12 protein-coding genes are annotated in these 21,812 nt (G+C 34.5%); all 12 read left to right on the top strand.

All coding sequences use genetic code 11. The features are described 5' to 3' along the window. The first annotated feature begins 4 nt into the window (after positions 1-4). The 12 genes from DKT72_RS08625 (at position 5) to DKT72_RS08570 (ending at position 21,793) form a co-directional block, all read left to right on the top strand. Positions 5-2,650: a glycoside hydrolase family 3 C-terminal domain-containing protein gene (locus DKT72_RS08625; RefSeq protein WP_111308335.1), complete on the top strand. Its 2,646-nt coding sequence runs from the start codon at positions 5-7 to the stop codon at positions 2,648-2,650. Then, entirely contained in the window at positions 2,647-4,665 is a 2,019-nt protein-coding gene (locus DKT72_RS08620; RefSeq protein ID WP_111308334.1) for a glycoside hydrolase family 97 protein, read from the top strand. Before DKT72_RS08625 ends, DKT72_RS08620 begins: the two co-directional genes overlap by 4 nt. A 3-nt stretch (positions 4,666-4,668) precedes the next feature. Then, positions 4,669-5,508: an endonuclease/exonuclease/phosphatase family protein gene (locus tag DKT72_RS08615; protein WP_111308333.1), complete on the top strand. Its 840-nt coding sequence runs from the start codon at positions 4,669-4,671 to the stop codon at positions 5,506-5,508. 9 nt (positions 5,509-5,517) lie between these two features. After that, entirely contained in the window at positions 5,518-6,948 is a 1,431-nt protein-coding gene (locus DKT72_RS08610) for a glycoside hydrolase family 125 protein (RefSeq protein ID WP_111308332.1), read from the top strand. A 591-nt stretch (positions 6,949-7,539) separates the two neighbouring features. Continuing rightward, positions 7,540-8,022: a RidA family protein gene (locus DKT72_RS08605; RefSeq protein WP_111308331.1), complete on the top strand. Its 483-nt coding sequence runs from the start codon at positions 7,540-7,542 to the stop codon at positions 8,020-8,022. A 4-nt stretch (positions 8,023-8,026) separates the two neighbouring features. Then, positions 8,027-9,268 carry an aminotransferase class V-fold PLP-dependent enzyme gene (locus DKT72_RS08600; protein ID WP_111308330.1) on the top strand — a complete coding sequence of 414 codons (1,242 nt, stop codon included), beginning with the start codon at positions 8,027-8,029 and terminating at the stop codon, positions 9,266-9,268. 50 nt (positions 9,269-9,318) lie between these two features. Further along, positions 9,319-10,542 (top strand): amidohydrolase/deacetylase family metallohydrolase, encoded by a 1,224-nt coding sequence (locus DKT72_RS08595; RefSeq protein WP_220628105.1) that lies wholly within the window; start codon positions 9,319-9,321, stop codon positions 10,540-10,542. A gap of 9 nt (positions 10,543-10,551) precedes the next feature. Beyond that, the gene (locus DKT72_RS08590) at positions 10,552-11,475 is read left to right on the top strand and encodes an RraA family protein (RefSeq protein ID WP_111308328.1); all 924 of its coding nucleotides are present in this window, start codon (positions 10,552-10,554) and stop codon (positions 11,473-11,475) included. Positions 11,476-11,485: 10 nt separating this feature from the next. Further along, complete coding sequence (locus DKT72_RS08585; RefSeq protein ID WP_111308327.1) at positions 11,486-12,727, top strand: aminotransferase class V-fold PLP-dependent enzyme; 1,242 nt, start codon at positions 11,486-11,488, stop codon at positions 12,725-12,727. 883 nt (positions 12,728-13,610) lie between these two features. Beyond that, positions 13,611-16,766, top strand: coding sequence for a SusC/RagA family TonB-linked outer membrane protein (locus DKT72_RS08580; RefSeq protein WP_111308419.1), 3,156 nt, complete (start codon positions 13,611-13,613; stop codon positions 16,764-16,766). Positions 16,767-16,776: 10 nt separating this feature from the next. Next, positions 16,777-18,267, top strand: coding sequence for a SusD/RagB family nutrient-binding outer membrane lipoprotein (locus DKT72_RS08575; RefSeq protein ID WP_111308418.1), 1,491 nt, complete (start codon positions 16,777-16,779; stop codon positions 18,265-18,267). A gap of 211 nt (positions 18,268-18,478) precedes the next feature. Further along, a complete protein-coding gene (locus DKT72_RS08570; protein WP_162623274.1) occupies positions 18,479-21,793 on the top strand; it encodes an FG-GAP-like repeat-containing protein in 3,315 nt (1,104 codons plus the stop codon). Positions 21,794-21,812 lie beyond the last annotated feature (19 nt).

Below are 21,812 nucleotides of genomic sequence, written 5' to 3'. Positions count from 1 at the left end.
AATAATGAAAAAGAAAATAGTTGCTTTAGTTTTATTCTTAGGATTGTTAAACATAGGATTTGCTCAAAAAAAATACCCATATCAGAATACTGAATTATCAGTTGAAGATCGTGTTTCAGATTTATTAAGCAGAATGAGTTTAGAAGAAAAAGTACGCCAAATGGATATGTATAAAGGCGAGTATTTTAAAGAAGATGAAGATTTTTCCAAAACAAAATCTGAAGCAAAACTTGGCAATCTAGGTGTAGGTGCTATCCATGACCTTTATCCACGCTCTGCAAAAATGATTAATGACCTTCAAAAAGATGTCATTAAAAATAGCAAATGGGGAATACCTGCGCTTATTATGTGCGAAATGCTTCATGGTTATTTAGATGATGGCAGTACCGCTTTCCCCATGAATATTGGGTTAGGTGCCACTTGGGATACCGATTTAATGGAAAAAGTAGGCGCAGTTATAGGTACAGAAGCCAGAACACACGGTGTTCATTTCGGGTTGGGACCTGTGTTGGGTGTCGGTAGAGAACCACGATGGGGGCGTGTTGCCGAAACCTTAAGTGAAGATGTGTACTTAGCAGGCGAGCTAGGGTTATCAATGGTTGCAGGCATGCAGGGTGATACATTAGCTTCTGATAGGTCTATTATTGCAGAACCAAAACATTTTGCTGTACATAGTTACCCGCAAGCGGGCGGAAATTCATCGCCAGTTATTGTTGGAGAACGAACTGCTCGTGAAGATTTTTTACCATCATTTGAAAAAGTATATACAAAAGGCGGTGCGTTAGGTGCCATGTGTGCGTATTCTGAGTTAGATGGCATTCCTTGTGCTGCCAATCACTGGTTATTAACCGATGTTTTACGAAAAGAATGGGGCTTTAAAGGGATTGTGGTTTCCGATTTAGGTGCTATAAAATATATTCAAACCACACATTATGTGGCAGATTCTCCTAAAGAAAGTATCAGGCAAGCCGTATCGGCAGGTGTCGATATGCAATTCTATGATTTTTCAAATGAATTTTGGCAACAAACCATTATAGATTTAGTTAACGAAGGTAAATTGTCTATGGACGATATAGACCGTGCAGCAGGTGGTGTTTTACGACTTAAATTTCTATTGGGGTTATTTGAAAATCCGTTCACAAATAAAAACCTAATCAAAGAACGATTTCATTCTAAAGAAAATCAAGACATTGCTCTAGAAGCTGGGCGAAAATCCATAGTTCTATTAAAAAACCAAAATAGCATACTTCCGTTAGATAAAAACATAAAAACAATTGCAGTCATTGGCCCAAATGCAGATGCTTCAAGATTAGGAGGTTATTCGGTTAAAAACAAAGTAGCAACCACAGTTTTAGAGGGGGTTAAACAAGTTGTTGGTGCAAATACCAATGTGCTTTATGAGGAAGGCGTTCCTTTAATTGTAAAAGGACAAATTATTCAATCAAAGTATTTGTTTACACCAGATGAAGCTCAAAACGGCTTAAAAGGTGAATATTTTAACAACAGAAATTTAGAAGGAAGCCCAGCATTAACGCGTATTGATAGTCAATTGCAATTTGATTGGCCATGGTCGCCAGGTGATGGCGTTACAGATGATGATTTTTCTATTCGTTGGACGGGTTATATTAAATCGGACAAGTCATTTGATGGTTGGTTGGGATTAAGTTCAGACGACGGTATTAGAATGTGGGTTGATGATGTATTGGTTATTGACAACTGGACAAAAGGGGCTACAAGCATCGTTACAACTCCTAAAAATATTGAAGCAGGTAAAAAATACAAAGTCCGCATCGAAATGTGGGAAGGTGGATGGGGAGCCAGAGCTCATTTACGTTGGAATTTAGAAAAAGTAAACTTTCAGCCAGCCATAGAAATTGCTAAAAAAGCAGATGTTGCTATTGTTGTTTTGGGAGAATCGAATGAATTAGTGGAAGAAAATAGAGATGTTGCTACCTTAGATTTACATGGCATGCAAGAAGAGTTAATAGAAGCCATTCAAAAAACAGGGACACCTGTAATTTGTGTACTATTAAATGGTCGTCCGCTTTCTATTAATTGGATAAACGATAATATTCCTGCTGTTTTAGAAGGGTGGTTTCCTGGTGAAGCTGGCGGAAAAGCAGTAGCCGATGTCTTGTTTGGAGATTATAACCCAGGAGGACGACTTCCTATTACGTTTCCTAAATCGGTTGGACAATTACCTATTTATTACAACCAGAAACCTTCGGCAATTCATCGTTATGTGAGCGAAAGCGAGAATCCGCTCTATATGTTTGGTTATGGATTAAGTTATACGACTTTCGAATATTCAAACCTTGCATTAAATACCAAAGTAATAAAACCAGATGGCAACGTTAAAGTTAGTGTTGATGTTAAAAATACAGGAGACTTTGATGGCGATGAAGTGGTTCAATTATATATAAATGATGTTTATAGTAGCGTAACAACACCTTTAAAAACTTTGAAAGGCTTTAAAAGAATCTTTATTAAAAAAGGAGAAACAAAACATGTTGAATTTGTTCTGACTTCGGAAGAACTTGCCATTTGGAATAGAGAGATGAAACATGTTGTCGAACCTGGAGAGTTTGAGGTGATGGTTGGAGGGAATTTAGCAGATGTATTGAAAACTAATTTTACAGTATTAAAATGAGAATTATATTCATTATTTTCCTAATAACACTCATAAGTTGCAATAATACTAAAGTATTAAAAGTAGTTTCTCCAAACAGTAAAATTGAAGTGACTATTGATGTGGAAAGCGAATCTGCTCAATACTCAATTAACTATAAAGATTCGCTTTTTATTAAGCCTTCAAAATTAGGGTTTGAACTAAAAGGAGCTCAATCATTGAATAAAAACTTCAAAGTTATAGGGGTTCAAAAAAGCCATTCAAATACAGTATGGTCTCAAGTTTGGGGAGAAAACAAAGATATAGTCGATAATTTTAACAAATTGACAGTAAACTTGCAAGAAAGAGGTCATTTAAAAAGAAAAATGAATCTCATTTTTAAAGTTTATGATGATGGAGTTGGGTTTCGATACGAAATACCTGAACAAGAAAACATAGATAGTATTTCTATTTCTAAAGAGTTAACAGAGTTTAATTTTTCAAAAAATGATACGGCGTGGTATACACCAGCTAATTTTGATTCTTATGAAATGTTATATAAAAAAGCACCATTATCTGAAATTGCTTCAGCAAATACGCCAATAACTATTGAAACAGTTGATGGTTTTTTTGCAAGCATTCATGAGGCTAACCTAACAGATTATGCAGGAATGACTTTGTTGCAATCAAAACATAAAGCGTTATCATTTCAATGTAACTTAGTGCCATGGCCAGATGGGGTTAAGGTAAAAAGAAAAGCGCCTATGTTGTCGCCATGGAGAACCATACAAATAGCGGATAGTGCAGATAAATTAGTTGAATCTAATTTGATTTTGAATTTAAACGAACCCAATAAGATTAAAGATGTATCTTGGATAGAACCCATGAAATATATAGGTGTTTGGTGGGGAATGCATTTGGGGACACAGACATGGACTTTAGGAGAAAGACACGGTGCAAATACTATCGATACAGAAAGGTATATTGATTTTGCTCACAAACATAACATACAAGGTGTTTTGGTAGAAGGTTGGAACACTGGTTGGGAAAATTGGGGCAAAAAGGATGCTTTTGATTTTGTAACGCCTTATGAGGATTTTAATTTAAAAGAAGTTACACAATATGCAGCTGCTAAAAACATAAATTTTATAGGACATGTTGAAACGGGTGGAGCAGCACAGTCTTTTCAAGATCATCTTGATGAAATTTTTTCAATGTATCATAAATTAGGTGTTAAAACGGTTAAGACAGGATATGCTGGAGGTATACAAACCAAAGGGCAATATCATCATGGTCAGTATATGGTAAATCATTATAGAGAGGTGGTTACAACTGCAGCAAAATATCATATTATGATTGATGCCCATGAACCCATAAAAGCAACAGGGATTAGACGAACCTATCCAAATATGATGACAAGAGAAGGGGTTCGAGGGATGGAATGGAATGCTTGGAGTTCTGGAAATCCGCCAGATCATCATACAATATTACCATTTACCAGAGGATTAGCTGGTCCTATTGATTATACTCCTGGTACTTTTGATATATTGTATAGAAACGCTAAAAACAGAGTTAAATGGAATGATTTGGACGATGGTACTTCTAGGGTAAACACAACATTAGCAAAACAGTTGGCGTTATTTGTAGTGCTATACAGTCCTTTACAAATGGCTTCAGATGTCATTGAAAATTATGAAAACCAACCTGCTTTTAAGTTTATTGAAGATTTGGGTGTCGATTGGGAAACCTCAAAAGTCTTAAACGGTAAAATTGGTGATTATATTACTGTGGTAAGAAAAGATAAGCATAGTGATAATTGGTTTTTAGGGAGTATAACCGATGAAAATAAACGGAACATAAAAGTAACATTATCATTTTTAGATAAAGGCAAAAAATACCGTGCCGAAATTTATGCAGATGGATTAAATACCGATTGGAAAACCAATCCACAAGAGATAAATATTTTTCAAGAAGAGGTTGATTTTAAGAGTAGTCTAGAACTTAAATTGGCCCCAGGTGGCGGACAAGCTATTCGATTTATAGCAATAAACCAATAAGATATGAAAAACACGATGTGTTTCATTTTAGCTTTTATAAGTCTTTCATTAACAATGAATGGGCAAACGTATAAATTTATCACCTATAATATTCGATATGATAATTCGGCTGATGGAGAAAATCAATGGTCAAAAAGAAAAGATTATTTATGTGACCAAATTGCTTTTTACAGCCCCGATGTCTTTGGGATTCAGGAAGGCTTACATCATCAAGTAGCTTATATAGATAGTACATTTGTTGATTATAAGTATGTAGGCGTGGGTAGAGACGATGGCAAAACCAAAGGAGAATACAGCGCTATTTTTTATAATTCAAAAAAGCTAAAACCTATAAAACAAGCTACGTTTTGGCTGTCTGAAACTCCAAATAAAATATCAGTTGGTTGGGATGCTTCCATGGAACGAATTTGTACCTATGCTTTGTTTGAGAATATAGTTACACATCAACAATTTTGGGTATTTAATACTCATTTTGATCATATTGGTGACGAAGCTAGATTACAGAGTGCTAAACTTATTCTTAATAAAATTAATAAATTCAATAAAAAAAACTTGCCAATAGTGTTAATGGGAGATTTTAATTTAAAACCAGAAAGTACTCCAATACAATATCTATCCCAAGCTTTAAACGATTCGAAAACCATTAGTTCAGCAAAACCCTTCGGACCTTCAGGAACTTATAACGGTTTTAAATATAATAAACCTGTAACCGACAGAATTGATTATATTTTCACAAGTAAAGAAAATATAAAAGTACAAAAATTTGCTGTTTTGAGTGACTCTAAAGATTGCAAATATCCTTCAGATCATTTACCAGTTTTTGCAGAAATTGAAATTAAGTAGTTCTACATTATGAAACGTCGAAATTTTATTGTTCAAAGTTCATTGTTTACAGTAGGAACATTTGTAATGGCTCAAAATATGATAATGGCTTCACAAAACAAATTTGAGAGTAAGAGGCCAAAACTAGCAGATAGAAAATTTGTAAGCGAAGCTGTAGAACAACGAATTAAAGAGGTGAAAGCCGTTATTAAAGATGACGAAATTGCTTGGCTTTTTGAGAATTGTTACCCAAACACGTTAGATACAACCATCGATTTTGAAATGATTGATGGCAAACCAGATACCTTTGTTATTACAGGAGATATCGATGCCATGTGGTTGCGAGATTCTACAGCACAAGTTTGGCCATACATGCCGTTAATTAATAAAGACGAAAAACTTAAAAAGCTTATACAAGGATTAATTAACAGACAGGTAAAATGTGTGTTGTTGGATCCGTATGCCAATGCCTTTTATAAAGACACAACTAAAATATCGGAATGGAAAAGCGATCAAACCCTCATGTTGCCAGGAGTTCACGAACGTAAATGGGAGATTGATTCTTTATGCTACGTGATTAGATTGGCTAATGAATACTATCAAATAACAAAAGATACTTCCATTTTTGATGATGATTTTGACAAGTCCATGCGGTTGATTGTTAAAACCTTTAAAACAGAGCAACGCAAACAGAATGAATCTAAGTATGTGTTTAGTAGAGAAACGACCTCGGTAATAGATTCGCCGCCATTTGGAGGAACAGGAAGACCTGTAAAACCAAACGGTCTTATTTGTTCTATGTTTAGACCTTCAGACGATTCAACACTATTTCCTTATTTAATCCCATCAAATATTTTTGCGGTATTGTCTTTAAAACAGCTAGAAACTATTTATATAAAGGTATTTAATAACAATGAGTTTGCAAGGACATGCTCACAAATGGCAGAGGAGGTTGATAACGCTATCCACGAGTTTGCAGTTTCAGAGCATTTAAACTTTGGTAAAATCTATGCCTACGAAGTCGATGGTTTTGGTAATAAATTATTTATGGATGATGCTAATGTTCCTTCATTAATGTCATTAGCTTATTTAGGAGCGCACAAACCACAGGATGAGATATATAAAAACACACGGCTATTTTTATTAAGTGATAATAACCCATACTTTTTAAAAGGAAGTTATGCTGAAGGACAAGGAAGCCCTCATACAGGGAAAAGTAAAATTTGGCCAATGGGCATCATTTTAAGAGCCTTGACAAGTACAGATACCAATGAAATTGTTAAATGTCTAAAAATGTTAAAAACGACCCATGCAGAAACAGGTTTTATGCATGAAGGTTTTGATAAAGACAATCCAACTAATTATTCTAGAGACTGGTTTGCTTGGGCAAATACATTATTTGGTGAATTGATTATAAAGATTCACCAAGATAATAGAGACTTGCTAGCATCTAAGTTTTAAACATTACTATTTGAATTATTATTGTTAAAATGGCTTTGTGTATGAAAATAATATTCAATTTTTTATAAAAAGCCCTTATTTTATTCAATAATTTATTAGAAATAAAATAAATTCACCCCAACGCCTTTTTAAATCTGTTATTGGTCGAAATAATAAAAATGATAACATTTTAGATTTTTATATTTAGTAGATAATTAGATTTTTGATTCAAGAAGTACTAAAACAGATGTTTGTTTTTTCAGGTTTCATAATACCAAGGTACAAACTACAGTAATCTTAGTAATTACAAATCTTAATTGAATTTCATTACCCTTGGGTGCGTAGTTGTTTGTAAAGGGATAACAAAAAAAGTCCATTGCAGGAGTTCTAATTGAAGATACTGGTGGCTCTGAAATAAACCATTAACCCTTGTTAGTTTATGTTCCATTATAGAAGGGATGTTACAATCTCAAGAAGGTTAACTTATCCACCCAGTGAAGTGGGTGTAAATACATAAAGTTATAATACCGTTTTAGCTGCTCAGAGGGAAGAGGTGTTCACGACATGTATATGGTGGGATATTGAATAATAATAATTAATTAAACATAGATAATGAATAATCAAAGAAGAAATGTATTGCGTACCATAGTTACATCGGTATTTGGATTAGCTGGCGCAGCTGTATTTGGTAAAAATCTCGTTGTTAACAGTTCAAACACTGGTACTGGTGAAATAGTAAGAAACAGAAGGGAAGAAGACAAGGATCAGGAAATCCCACTTTTTTCAAGTTCTGTTGTACACAATGGGCTGGTATATGTTGCTGGTAAAGGAGCTCACTTTGAAGGAGATATAAAAGATCATACGGAATTTGTGCTCGATGAACTAAAAAAGGAGTTAGAAAAGGCAGGGTCTTCAATGGAAAAAGTACTTAAGGTAAATGTATATCTGGCAGACCTGCATGATTACAAGGCCATGAATGAAGTGTACCTTGGGAAATTCGGAAAAAACCCACCTGTACGTACCACTGTGGCCGTTTATGGAGGGGTTCCTGGAGATTCTTTGGTAGAAATTGATTGTATCGCTGCACTAAAATAAACTTATGGGAACTAGAAGAAAACTTTTAAAGCAACTGGCAGTACTGCCAGTTGCAGTGGCTGTTTTGCCTAAAAATGTGATGGATTTTTTGGTTGAACCTGCTGAAAATGAATATAATGTAGAGGCTAACGCAGTTAACAGGGATTATTTTAAAGAATTGGGCGTTCGCACATTCATCAACGCAGCAGGGACCTATACCTTTATGACCGGGTCATTGATGCGCCCTGAAGTTGTGGAGGCCATTCGAAATACATCTGATGATTTTGTAAACCTTAACGAGCTGCAGGATAAAGTAGGTGCTCGTATTGCAGAACTTTTGGAATGTGAGGCGGCTACCGTAACTTCTGGTGCAGCATCAGCAATAACCTTGGGAACAGCCGGTACACTTACAGGTACAGACCCTAAGAAAGCTGCCCTGCTACCACATATAGAAGGCACAGGGCTTAAAAGTGAAGTAATCATGCAACGCAAACACGCTATTGAATACGCCCATGCTATTGAAGTAAGCGGGGTTAAAGTGGTTTATGTTGATACTAAAGAAGAGCTTGAAAAAGCGATCAACAAAAATACGGCCATGTACTACTTTGTTAATTTCTTGAACTATGAAGGCGAGATACAGTGGGCTGAAGTTTTAGAAATCTGTCAGAAACACGGCATTCCTACGATGATAGATTGTGCTGCTGATGTCCCTCCGGTAGAAAACCTTTTCAAATATCAAAAAATGGGATTTGATATGGTTTGTTTTTCGGGCGGTAAAGGATTAAGGGGACCTCAAAGTGCGGGGGTCCTTTTGGGCAAAAAGAAATATATCGATGCAGCTCGCTTAAACGCACCTCCATTTGGAGAAACGGTGGGTCGTGGTATGAAAGTAAATAAAGAAGAGATTGTAGGAATGCTTGTCGCTATTGAAGATTTTCTCAATAGAGACCACAAAAAAGACTGGGAACTATGGGAGAATCAGATAAACCATATCAAAGCCAGTGTGGATCCTATCATTGGTCTCAACTCAAAAACTGTCGTACCCGAGTTAGCAAACGTTGTTCCTACTTTACATCTCGATTGGGATAACAAAAAGGTTAAAATTACTGGGGATGAACTTAAAGAGGCCTTACGTAAAGGGCATCCTTCCATTGAAATTGCTGGGGGAGGTAAAAATTCAGTCAGTATAACAACTTGGATGCTTAAGCCTGGTCAGGAACGTATCGTTGCGTCCAGACTTTTCGAGATATTAAATAAAAAAACATAGAAATGTATCTAAGCCTAAAAAATAAGAATCTTAATAGCTTCATTTGTTTTATGCTTGCAGTATGCATGCAGGCTTATAGCCAGGATTATGATTTATTGCTTCAAAAGGGAACTGTGATCAACCCCAAAGACGGGATCGGGGAAAAGGTGTTGGATATCGCCATACGAAATGATTCTATTGTAGCGATAGCAACTAATATTGCACCTTCAAAAGCTAAGAAAGTAATCAATCTAAAAGGGTTTTATGTAACTCCGGGTCTTATAGATTTGCACAGCCATCATTTTTTTGGGACTAAAGAAAATCATTACTTGAGCGAAGGTTTTGAAGCCCTTCCTCCAGATGGCTTTACATTTAGATCTGGTGTAACCACATCTGTAGATGCTGGGAGCCCTGGCTGGAGAAATTTTGAAACATATAAAAATACGTTTATCAAACATTCAAAAACCCGTATCCTTGCTTTTTTGAACATTGTTGGAGAAGGCATGCGCGGTGGTGTATGGGAACAGAATTTAAGTGATATGGATGCACAGATGACTGCCTTGACCATTCAACAAAACCCAGAACTTGTAGGTATAAAAGTAGCACATTATTCTGGAGCGGAATGGATTCCCATTGAGCGCGCTGTACAAGCAGGGGAATTGGCGCATGTTCCTGTGATGATTGATTTTGGAGGCCATAACCCGCCTTTGTCTCTTACCAAGCTTCTGCTTGAAGAATTGCGTCCAGGAGATATCTTTACCCATATGTACGCCAACTTAGGCAGTGTGCGTATGACGCTCATAAATCCTAAAACCCAAAAGTTATACGATTATGCTGTGAAAGGAAGAGAACGGGGCATTATATTCGACGTTGGTCATGGCGGTGGAAGTTTTGCCTTTGCTCAGGCAATTCCTGCCATTGAGGAAGACTTTTACCCCGATACGATAAGTACAGATCTGCATACGGGCAGTATGAACTCAGGCATGAAAGATATTCTTAATGTGATGTCAAAATTCTTAAACCTGAACATGCCTCTTTCGGATATTATTAAAGCTACAACTTGGCGTCCAGCGCAAGTGATCCATCATGAAGAACTAGGTACATTAGAAAAAGGCAGTGTCGCAGATATTACTGTTTTATCTATTCAAAAGGGAGATTTTGGATTTATAGACAGTTCGGGTGAAAAAATGAAAGGAGATAAGAGGATTCAATGCGAAATGACCATAAGAGCAGGTGAAATTGTATATGACCTGAATGGATTGGGCAGTACGCTTTGGGATCAACAAACACGATAAATTAAGGATATGGTACTAAAAAAATGCATTTGTCTTCTACTTTCTTGTGTGTCATTCAGTTTATGTGTTAAAGCGCAACAAATAAATAAAGAAGAATTAATCTACTTAACAAAAGCTTGGGAAGGAGTACGATTTGAAAATGGGCGCCCTAAAATTTCAGATGATTTATTAAAAAGAGCAGAAAGCATATCGATAGATGTTGCTTGGCAAATTTTAAATAATGAAGGTTATCCTTCTCAATATGAAGGTGACTGGCAAGCACTGAACACGACTCCTATTGTGGGACGTGCAGTAACAGCCTTTTACTTGCCAAGCCGTCCAGATGTAGCCACACAGATTAAACAAAGGGGCGAAAAAGAAGGTAGACAAGGCAATACAAATTCTTGGCCTATTGAGGTGCTACAAAACGGGGATGTATATGTGGCAGATGCTTTTGGTAAAACACTAGATGGCACTCTTATAGGTGATAATCTAGGGAATGCTATTTATGCTAAAACGGGACAGGGAGTTGTTTTCTATGGAGCTTCAAGAGACAAAGAAGGCTTGTCGGAAATAGATGGGTTTAATGCCTTTGTCAAAGATTGGAATCCTACTTATCTTAAAAACGTGATGCTCGGTGGTTTAAATACGCCTATACGTATTGGCCATGCTATAGTTATGCCAGGCGATTTGGTTTTGGCAAAAGAAGAAGGCGTTATTTTTATACCTGCGCATTTAGTTGAAAAAGTAGTTTTAACAGCAGAGTTTATAGCTCTCAGGGATGAATTTGGTCAGTCCATGTTAAAAAGAAATATATACGCTTCGGGTCAGATTGATAACGAATGGACTCCCGCCATAAAGAAGCATTTTTTACAATGGATCAAGGATACTAAAAGTGACATCCCTATGGGAATGAATGAGATCAACCAATTTATGGAAAAAAGAACGTGGTAATTTTTAAATTATGAAGCGACGACACCTACTAAAAACCTTAACGGTACTACCTATTGCTGGTAGCTTGATTCCCTCTAGCTTTATTTTAAATGCTAGCCCTTTAAATACGACACCAGTAAAAACAAAACCTGTAGATTATTTTGAAGAATTGGGCGTTAAGCGAGTCATTAATGCGGCAGCAACAATGACTTTTTTATCAGGCTCTTTGATGCTTCCAGAGGTTCTTGAAGCCATCAATTCAACAGCGCATGATTTTGCTGATATGTACGAACTTCAGGATAAAGTAGGTGTAAAAATTGCCGAAATGTTAGAGTGTGAAGCCGCAATGGTTACCTCAGGGGCGGCATGTGCATTGGTCTTAGGAACTGCAGCAGCAATTACAGGAATGGATGCTGAAAAAAGAAAGCAAATTCCAAATCTTCCTGGTCCAAGACCTGAAGTTATTATGCAAAAAAATCACCGTTATGTTTTTGATCAGGCAATTACAACTACTGGTGCAAAAATCATAGAGGTAGAAAACGTTCCGGAAATGGAAGCAGCTATAAATGAAAATACGGTCATGGCTCTATTTTTTAATGCAGCAGAATCTTGGTACGGTATTGAGGATAGTATTACGCATGAACAATTTATTGCCATTTCAAAAAAACACAGCATCCCAACTTTTATTGATGCTGCCGCAGATGTTCCTCCCGTTGAAAACCTTTTTAAATATCAAAAAATGGGTTTCGATTTAGTAACTTTTTCAGGAGGTAAAATGATACGAGGACCACAAAGTTCTGGCTTGCTTTTTGGTAAAAAAGCTTTAATAGACGCTGCGAAACTTAATTATAGTCCGCACGAAGCTCCTATAGGAAGACCTATGAAGGTTAATAAAGAAGAGATTTTTGGTATGTATGCCGCTCTTAAGGCTTATCTGGCAAAAGATCATGAAGAAGAATGGGGCATGTGGTTAAAGCGCACACAACAAATAAGTATGGTTCTAGAAAAGGTTCCAGGAGTAAAAACCGCAGTTTACATCCCAACTGGAAGAGCTAATGTTTTCCCTACGGTAGATGTGTTTTGGGACAAGGAAAAATCTTCATTAACTGCTGATACTATATATAACCAGTTGAAAAATGGAACTCCTAGTATTGTTTGCAGTAAAACAGAAAGAAACGGAGATAAAATCATAAACATTGGGGTTGTATTATTAAAAACTGAACAGGTGAAAATTGTAGCTCATCGTTTGAAAGAGATTTTAACTGGTCAATAGCTCAAAAAAAAAATCAATTCACATAACTATCCATCCAGACATTGCTACGTTTGATGGCATATCCTAAGCCACATAGTTCTTGATCAAAATAGTCATACCTGTGTATATTTTCATTATGTTTATAAAAGCAGATGTTGATATCTTTCGCTTAAAGTGTTTTCTAAAGTCTTTTGAATCAAATGGCATCTATAATTAATAAACAGTAATCTTCTATATATCATCCCGCTCCAATTTAGCTATTACTACTTTAAAATGGAACTTAATATCCTACAGATCATTATGATTTCTGAATAAAGACGTAAACATGATAAATGTTAGTCCTTCCCTTTCGTTAATTTAAAATACTTTGTTAGTATTTCTTTTCAAGTTAAATGTTAAACACTGCATTTTTATTGTAGTTACTTTTGTTTCTATAAATGTTTTAGTTTTGTTGCATGTTCAACTGATGAGATAGATGGTTCAGGAATATCTTGAACTAACAAGTAAGAACTCAATATAGTAAAAGGGAATTGAATACTAGAGTCGTTTTGAAAAAGAATTGCATTATTTTGTTAAAAACTATGGATTTAAAATCCATAGCGGTCTATTCTTTAAAAAGTCAAAAAAACACTAAAATCTAGAAAAAAATTAAATTAGGGAAACTAGTTATATTTGATTAGGTTGTTGAATTTGAGTAGGATTTTGCAACGTTTTTGAATGATTTTAATAATGGCATTCATCTCAATTTATATTGCAGAAAAAAGAAATTCATCCCAACGCCTTTTTAAACCTGTTATTGGTCGAAATAATGCTAATTATAACCTTCTAGGTTTTTAGATTTAACATACTATTAACTTAAAGTTAACGTGTTAAAACCAAAATTATTAACTCAAAAATGAAATTTATGATTCAAAAAGTGCTAAAACTGCTGTTTGTTTTTTGTTTATTCTCTTTTCAGAATGCCAAAGCACAGACTACAGTAACAGGAACGATTACTGATGCTTCTAGTGGAATTCCATTACTTGGAGCAAGTATTGTTGTTAAAGGAACATCAACCGGTGTTTCGTCAGATTTTGATGGGAACTATAGTATTCAAGTTCCAAATAGCGCTACAGCTTTAGTCGTTACTTATGTTGGATACGCTATGAAAGAAGTGTTATTAACTGGTTCAACAACTTTAAATATCGCTTTATCGGAAGATACAGAGGCTTTAGATGAGGTTGTTGTAACAGCATTAGGTATTAAGAGAGAAAGTAAAGCACTTGGGTATTCTCTTACTGAAGTAGGCGGAGAAGAACTCTCTAATGTGAAGCAGGTAAATGCCATTAATTCTTTACAAGGTAAAGTTGCTGGGGTAAATATCACTGGTTCTGCGACAGGTCCAGCAGGTACTAGTAATGTTGTTATTCGTGGCGCTTCTTCAGTTAGTGGAACTAATCAACCTTTATATGTTGTTGATGGTATTCCAATTAACAATCAAAATCTTGGTTCTGCAAGTAGATGGGGAGGATCAGATTTTGGTGATGGTATCTCAAGTATTAACCCAGATGATATTGCAAGTATAAGTGTTTTAAAAGGTGGTGCAGCTGCTGCATTATATGGGTCTGCTGCGTCTGATGGGGTGATTTTAATTACTACAAAAACAGGTAAAAACCAAAAAGGATTAGGAGTTGAGTATTCAGGTTCTGCTTTAATGGAGACAGTTAATACAGGTCTTTATGATTTTCAAAAAGAATATGGACAAGGTAATAATGGTCTAAAACCAACTAGTCAATTAGAGGCATTAGATGCTGGATTGTATGCTTGGGGAGGTAAATTAGATGGTTCTAGCGTACCTCAGTTTGATGGGGAAAGCAGACCCTATAGTTATACTGGAAATAATATAGATAAATTCTATAGAACAGCCAGTACATTAACAAATACGGTAGCTATTAGTAAAGCAGGAGAAGGTTTTAATTTAAGATTTTCTGGAACAGATTTAACTAATAAAGATATTACGCCTAATTCTGGACTAAATAGAAAATCGTTTTCTTTAAATGGAGGTGTTCAGCTGACTGATAAATTAACTTTAGATATTAGTGGAAAGTATATTTTAGAAAACGTACATAATAGACCTAGGTTAGCTGATTCTCCTGGTAATAGCAATTTTACAGTGGCTTTATCACCTGCCAACATAAATGTTCTGGACTATAAACCAGGTGTTTATGAAGAAGGGACTACTGTAAATGGACTAACTCCTAAACCTGGTTATAACCAAGTAGGTTCAGAACTTTTAATATCTACTGGTAGCAACTACCACCAAAACCCATATTTTGTTGCTTACAGATTCAGTAATGAGAGTAAAAAGAACAGATTTATTGGTTCAAGTACATTAAGGTATAATGTTACAGATTGGTTATATGCTTTAGGTAGAGTAGGTATCGATCAATTTACCGCAAGAATAACAAATATAGAACCTTATGGAACTGCCTATAAAAATTTAGGAGGCATGACCGAAACGACCTATAATGTTAAAACGATTGATGCAGATTTCATGTTAGGAATTGATAAAGATTTTGGAGATAAGTTCTCAACAAAAACTATATTAGGAGCTAATAGCAATTCATTTACAAATGAAAGACTAGAATTAAATGGTCAAAATTTTGTAATAACAACATTAGAAGATGTCTCCAATGTTGAAAATAAAAATTACAGTTACAGTCTAGGTCAAACAAAAAAAGGTTCATTATATTTTTCTACAGAGTTATCATATGATAATTACTTGTTTTTAACGATTACAGGTAGAAATGACTGGTTTTCAACGTTGTCACTAGCGGGTAAAACGGCACCAAATTCATATTTTTATCCATCAGTAAGTGGTAGCTTCTTGTTTTCTGATGCTTTTGAAATGCCAGATTGGTTATCTTATGGTAAGTTTCGTGCTGGTTATTCAGATATTGGAGGTGGCGCACGTGACCCATACTCACTGTCTTTAGCTTATGGTATTACAGATACTTATACAGCAACAGGACCTAGCATATCTTTAGGTAGTATTTCGAAAAGTCAATTACCAAATTTAGACTTAAAACCTTATTCAAAATCTGAATATGAGTTTGGTTTAGATCTTAAATTTTTCAATAATAGATTGGGTCTTGATTTAGCATACTATTCAAATAAAACAACTGATGATATTGTTCCAATTACAGTTTCTAATACTACAGGGTATAGTTCAGCGGTTGTTAATATTGGTGAAGTAACAAATAAAGGTATTGAATTTTTATTAAAAGGAACTCCTATACAAACAGATAATTTCGGTTGGAATGTTACATATAATCTTGGTTATAATAAGAATGAAGTTGTTAAAACTGATGATGATGGTAATCCATTCTTTTCAGGAGATGAATCTTATGGTGTAAATTCTCAGTCTGGTGCTCTTGTAGGAAAACCAATGGGGGCTATTTATGGAACAACGTTTGTAAGAAATGATCAAGGACAAGTACAGTATGACAGTGATGGAACTCCAACTGTTGGTCCAAACGCATTTTTAGGAAATGGTGTTGCGCCATATAGTATGGGTCTTACAAATAATTTCAATTATAAAAATTTCAATCTTAATTTTTTAATTGATGCAAAATTTGGAGCTGATATTTTTTCTGGAACAAGTGCTTATGCTAATTATTATGGATATAGTAAAAACACATTGGTTGGTAGAGAAAATGGTTTGGCAGTTAGTGGAGTAGATGAATCTGGAAACAGTTTTTCAACGACTATCCCAGCTGCGAATGTAAATACTTATTATCAAAAACTTTATTCTATTGCTGAGGCAAATATGCAAGATGCCGATTTTATCAAATTTAGAGAAGTTAGTTTAGGGTATAATTTCCCATCTAGTTTATTATCTAATACATCTATTTCGAGCATCAATATTTCTTTTATAGCTAGAAACTTATTCTACATTATGAAACATACAGAAAATATTGATCCAGAATCTGCATTTAATAATACTTATGGAGCAGGATTAGAGCGTTTTGGTCTTCCTTCTACAAGAAGCTATGGATTAAGTTTAAATGTTAAATTTTAAAAAGAATACTATGAAAAAAATATTTTATTTAGCAATATTTTCAATATTCATGATTACCACGTCATGTGATAAGGGATTTGAAGATATTAATATAGATCCAACTGCTGCGACACAGATAGATGTGAAATACAAATTTCCAAAAGCTATTTTATATACGGCAGGTCAACGTTACGAAACTTGGAGAGGAAATTTTATTTATTGTTCCGTAATGATTCAACATTTGGCTAGTACACAAGGTTACTGGAATGGAGATAAATATACTTTAAGTACAAGTTATGCAGGCGCTTATTGGGAAGCACAATATCCACAAACTATTAAATCAATAGAGGATATAAAGGCGCAATTGGAAACTGATGAAAAAACCGATACGCCAGAATATGCCATGGTAAGAATCCTTAGGGTATTTGCTTATCAAAGACTAACTGATTTGTATGGAGATATTCCATATAGTGAAGCTGGTAAGGCATATATAAGTGGTATTTTGAGACCGGCTTACGATAGTCAAGAATTTATCTACAATGATATGCTGAATGAGCTTAATGAGTCTGCTGCACTTTTAGGTAGTGGAACAAGCGAATTGGGTACTGCAGATATTCTTTATAATGGAGATGAAGCTAAATGGAAAAAATGGGCTTATTCTATGATGTTACGTTTAAGTTTAAGACTTGTAAAAGTTGATCCAGCATTAGCACAACAATGGGCTACAACAGCTATATCAGGAGGTGTTATGACATCTAATGATGACATAGCTTATGTAATACATCAGCAAGGAAACGGAATCGTTCAAAATGCTAACGGAGAAGTATTCTCTGCAGATCGTTCTTCAAGAATAAGCAAAACATTCCTAGACTTTTTACAAGGAGACCCTCGTATGAGAGTTTATGCGGCTTTACCTGATGGAAATGATGATCCTGCAGTACAAAAAGGATTGCCTAATGGGTATGATTCTGCAACTTTAGTTGGTTATTCAGGAGGTGCTGATATGACGACATACTCTGAGGTAAATTCAAACTTCCTTCAAGGAGAAGATGCACCAATGTTCTTCCAAACGTATGCAGAGGTTGAGTTTATGTTGGCAGAAGCAGCTGTTCGTTGGGGACTTGCAGGAGGTGACGCAGCAAGTCATTACAATGCTGGTGTTACTGCAGCAATGAAATATTTAGAGCTATATTCACCAGATGCAGCTATTAGTGATACTGAAATTTCAGCTTATTTATTAGCTAATCCTTATGATTCAGCTAATGCATTAGAGCAAATAAATACTCAGTATTGGGCAGCTGTTTTCTTAGATGAATATGAAGCTTATGCTAACTGGAGAAGAACAGGATTCCCTGTATTAACACCTGTAAATTACCCAGGTAATGTAACTAACGGTACCATACCAAGAAGGTTGACATATTATACTGCTGATGCAGTTACAAATACAGAAAATTATAATGCAGCTGTATCTGCCCAAGGGCCAGATTTATTAACCACAAGAATGTGGTGGGATGCTGAATAATAATTTTATTAAATGTTCAAAGCTAATTTAGTATTTATATTAGCTAATTTTATGATAATGTTGATAGGAAAAGGAGATATATCTCCTTTTCCTGTTAATATAGACAAGAGGTTTTTTTTAATGTTCTTATGTCTTCAAAAAATTGTGATATAATAAAATTGTTTTTGTAAAGTAAAAACTGGCCAGTATAAAAAGTTTAATAATTATGGATATGAAAAAATTTATAATAATATCTTTTTTAGTCATAACTAAATCTATAGGACAAAATGTCCCCCTTTTTGAATATGTATCTCCTAGTGAGTCTAAAATAAATTTCGAAAACAAATTAAAGGCCACAGAAGATGAGAATATTTTTATGTATGATAATTTTTATCAAGGCGCTGGTGTAGGCCTTGGTGATGTTAATAATGATGGACTTCTCGATATTTATTTTTGTGGTAATCAAGAAAAGGATAAGCTATATATAAACAAAGGAAATTTTGTATTTGAGGATATTACCAAAAAAAGCGGAATAGCAGACTTAGATACAGGATGGTCTTCATCAGTTTCAATGATAGATATCAATAACGATGGATTATTAGATATTTACGTTACTAAAGAACTATATGATGATAAACCAGAATGGAGAAGAAATAGATTATATATAAACAAAGGAAATAATAAATTTACTGAAGTAGCTCAAAAGGTTGGTCTTGGAGATACTACAAGAACACGTGGAGCAGTCTTTTTAGATTATGATTTAGATGGCGATCTAGATGTTTTTTTACTACGCCAACCTCCCAATCCAGGGATGTATTCAAAATACAAGTCCTTATTGGATAAAGGAGATTTAACATCTGCTCAATATGCACCGCGTTTGTATGAAAATAAAGACGGAATATTTTATGACGTGTCAGAATCTGCTAGCGTAATAAGTCCATCATACGCAAATGCTGTTACTGTTGGCGATTTTAACAAGGATGGATATCCAGATATAGCCGTGGCTAATGATTTTGATGCTCCAGATGTCATATATATAAATCAAGGTAATAAAACTTTTAAGAACACATCTAATACCGCATATAAGCATACCTCTTATTATAGTATGGGGATTGATGCTGCCGATTTGAATAATGATTTACTGTTGGATCTTTATACAGTAGATATGGTGGCAAATGACAATTTTAGGCTAAAGTCTAATATGAGTGGAATGAATCCTGATAAATTTTGGAAGGTTGTTGACAAGGGTTGGAACTATCAATACATGTATAATGCATTGCAAATAAATAATGGCAATGGAACTTTTAGTGAAATCGCACAATTAGCGGGGGTTTCAAGTACCGATTGGAGTTGGACACCATTAATGGCAGATTTCGATAATGACGGTCTAAAGGATATTTTTGTAACAAATGGTCTATTAAGAGATATAAGAAATACCGATGCCGACTATAAAATTAAGTTATATATAAGTAAAAAATTACAAGAGTATTTAAAACTCAATGGTAATATTGAGTATTCAAAAATATGGGATGTTGTTGATTATAAGGAAATGGCAAATATGTACCCATCCACTAAATTACAAAATAAGCTATTCAAAAACATTAATGGTTATCAGTTACAAGATGTATCTGATGATTGGGGTATTGATAAAAAAACGTTTTCAAGTGGAGCTGCTTATGGTGACTTAGATAATGATGGTGACTTAGATATTGTAGTAAACAATGTTGATGAAATAGCCCATGTTCTTAAAAATAATTCAAAAAATAATTTCTTAAGGGTAATATTAACAGATAATAAAAAAACCTCTGTTTTCGGTGCCAAGGCGACTATTTATTACGGATCTGGAAAAAGCCAATTTGTAGAAACTACAAGTGCAAGAGGCATGTTTTCTACAAGCGAACCATATATACATTTTGGTCTAGGTAGTAATAAAACTGTAGATAGTTTAGTTGTTGTTTGGCCTAATTTAAAACAATCTAAGCTTTATAATCCGTCAATAAATCAGACCATAAAATTATCTAACGACAAAGCAATAGATGCAAAGGAAAGTTTAATAAAAGAGGAAAATCAGCCTATTTTTACTGATTATGCAGAGCTTTCAACCATTAAATTCAACCATAAAGAAAATAATTTTGACGATTATAATTTTCAGGTATTATTACCGCATAAGTTGTCTGAAATTGGTCCTGCACTAGCAGTTTCAGATGTTAATAATGATGGTTTAGAAGATGTTTTTATTGGAGGAGCATTTGGTTATAATGCTGTTTTATACATTCAAGATAAAGATGGGAATTTCTCAAAGAGTTCTGAAGCACTTTGGGAAAAAGAAAAAGATTATGAAGATGTTGATGCTTTGTTTGTTGATATTAACGGTGATGGATATCAAGACTTATATGTTGTTAGTGGAGGAAATCAATATGAAGAAAATGATCCACATTACTTAGATCGTTTATATATAAATGATGGTTCTGGAAATTTTAATAAAGTAGAATTTAATTACGCAGATGCCATAAGTGGATCGGTTGTTAAAGCAATTGATTATGATAACGATGGAGACATGGATCTTTTTGTTGGAGGTAGGCATACACCACACAAATACCCAATGCCAGCGTCTAGTATGTTTTTTAAAAATGAAAACGGAAGATTAGTCAATAAAACAGAAGAGTTAGCTCCTGAACTAGAAAATATTGGAATGGTTACTGATGCTATTTGGGTCGATTATGATAATGATGGCGACACAGATTTGATAGTTGTAGGAGAATGGATGCCAATAACTGTTTTTAAAAATACAGAAGGAAAACTCTCAAAGACCATTTTGGAAGATTTTAAAAACACATCTGGTTGGTGGTTTAGCATTAATAAAGGAGACTTTGATAATGATGGGGATATAGATTTTATTGTTGGAAATTTAGGTTTGAACAATAAGTATAAAACATCTGAAGAAAAACCATTTGATATTTATTATTCTGATTTTGATAAAAATGGAAGTAATGATTTAGTTTTAGGTTATTACAATAAAGATAATCACTATCCATTAAGAGGTTTTTCATGTTCTTCACAACAAATACCTAATCTTAAAAAAGAATTTAAAAAATATGATGTATTTGCTTCATTGAAAATAGATGAAGTATATGGTGAAGACAATTTAGAAAAGGCATTACATTTTGTGACAAATACTTTTGCATCCTTATATGTAGAAAATTTGGGCAATGGTCATTTTAAACTAACACCATTACCTGTACAAGCCCAGGTTTCTAACATTAATGATATTTTGATAAAGGACTTTAATGACGATGGAAATTTAGATGTACTTACAATAGGTAATTTATTTTGTTTTGAAATTGAAACTCCTAGGAATGATGCTGGAACAGGGCTTTTAATGGAAGGAGATGGAAAAGGTGGTTTTTCACCAAAAAGTGTTAGTGAAAGCGGACTTTTTATTAATAATGATGCTAAAAAAATAAGAACATTAAAAAGTGGAAATAATGAATTTATGGTAGTAGCTAATAATAATGATAAGTTACAGATTATTAAAATAAACAAGTAAAAAATAAATTAATAATAAT

Source organism: Confluentibacter sediminis (assembly GCF_003258355.1).
GTDB lineage: Bacteria > Bacteroidota > Bacteroidia > Flavobacteriales > Flavobacteriaceae > Confluentibacter > Confluentibacter sediminis.
The sequence above is the reverse complement of the archived record's forward strand: the minus strand, read 5'-3'. Positions and strand labels throughout refer to the sequence as shown.

Bases quoted from the DNA above. Each gene is read 5' to 3' on its own strand.
- DKT72_RS08625 (WP_111308335.1), top strand. From the start codon at position 5: ATGAAAAAGAAAATAGTTGCTTTAGTTTTATTCTTAGGATTGTTAAAC.
- DKT72_RS08620 (WP_111308334.1), top strand. From the start codon at position 2,647: ATGAGAATTATATTCATTATTTTCCTAATAACACTCATAAGTTGCAAT.
- DKT72_RS08615 (WP_111308333.1), top strand. From the start codon at position 4,669: ATGAAAAACACGATGTGTTTCATTTTAGCTTTTATAAGTCTTTCATTA.
- DKT72_RS08610 (WP_111308332.1), top strand. From the start codon at position 5,518: ATGAAACGTCGAAATTTTATTGTTCAAAGTTCATTGTTTACAGTAGGA.
- DKT72_RS08605 (WP_111308331.1), top strand. From the start codon at position 7,540: ATGAATAATCAAAGAAGAAATGTATTGCGTACCATAGTTACATCGGTA.
- DKT72_RS08600 (WP_111308330.1), top strand. From the start codon at position 8,027: ATGGGAACTAGAAGAAAACTTTTAAAGCAACTGGCAGTACTGCCAGTT.
- DKT72_RS08595 (WP_220628105.1), top strand. From the start codon at position 9,319: ATGCTTGCAGTATGCATGCAGGCTTATAGCCAGGATTATGATTTATTG.
- DKT72_RS08590 (WP_111308328.1), top strand. From the start codon at position 10,552: ATGGTACTAAAAAAATGCATTTGTCTTCTACTTTCTTGTGTGTCATTC.
- DKT72_RS08585 (WP_111308327.1), top strand. From the start codon at position 11,486: ATGAAGCGACGACACCTACTAAAAACCTTAACGGTACTACCTATTGCT.
- DKT72_RS08580 (WP_111308419.1), top strand. From the start codon at position 13,611: ATGATTCAAAAAGTGCTAAAACTGCTGTTTGTTTTTTGTTTATTCTCT.
- DKT72_RS08575 (WP_111308418.1), top strand. From the start codon at position 16,777: ATGAAAAAAATATTTTATTTAGCAATATTTTCAATATTCATGATTACC.
- DKT72_RS08570 (WP_162623274.1), top strand. From the start codon at position 18,479: ATGAAAAAATTTATAATAATATCTTTTTTAGTCATAACTAAATCTATA.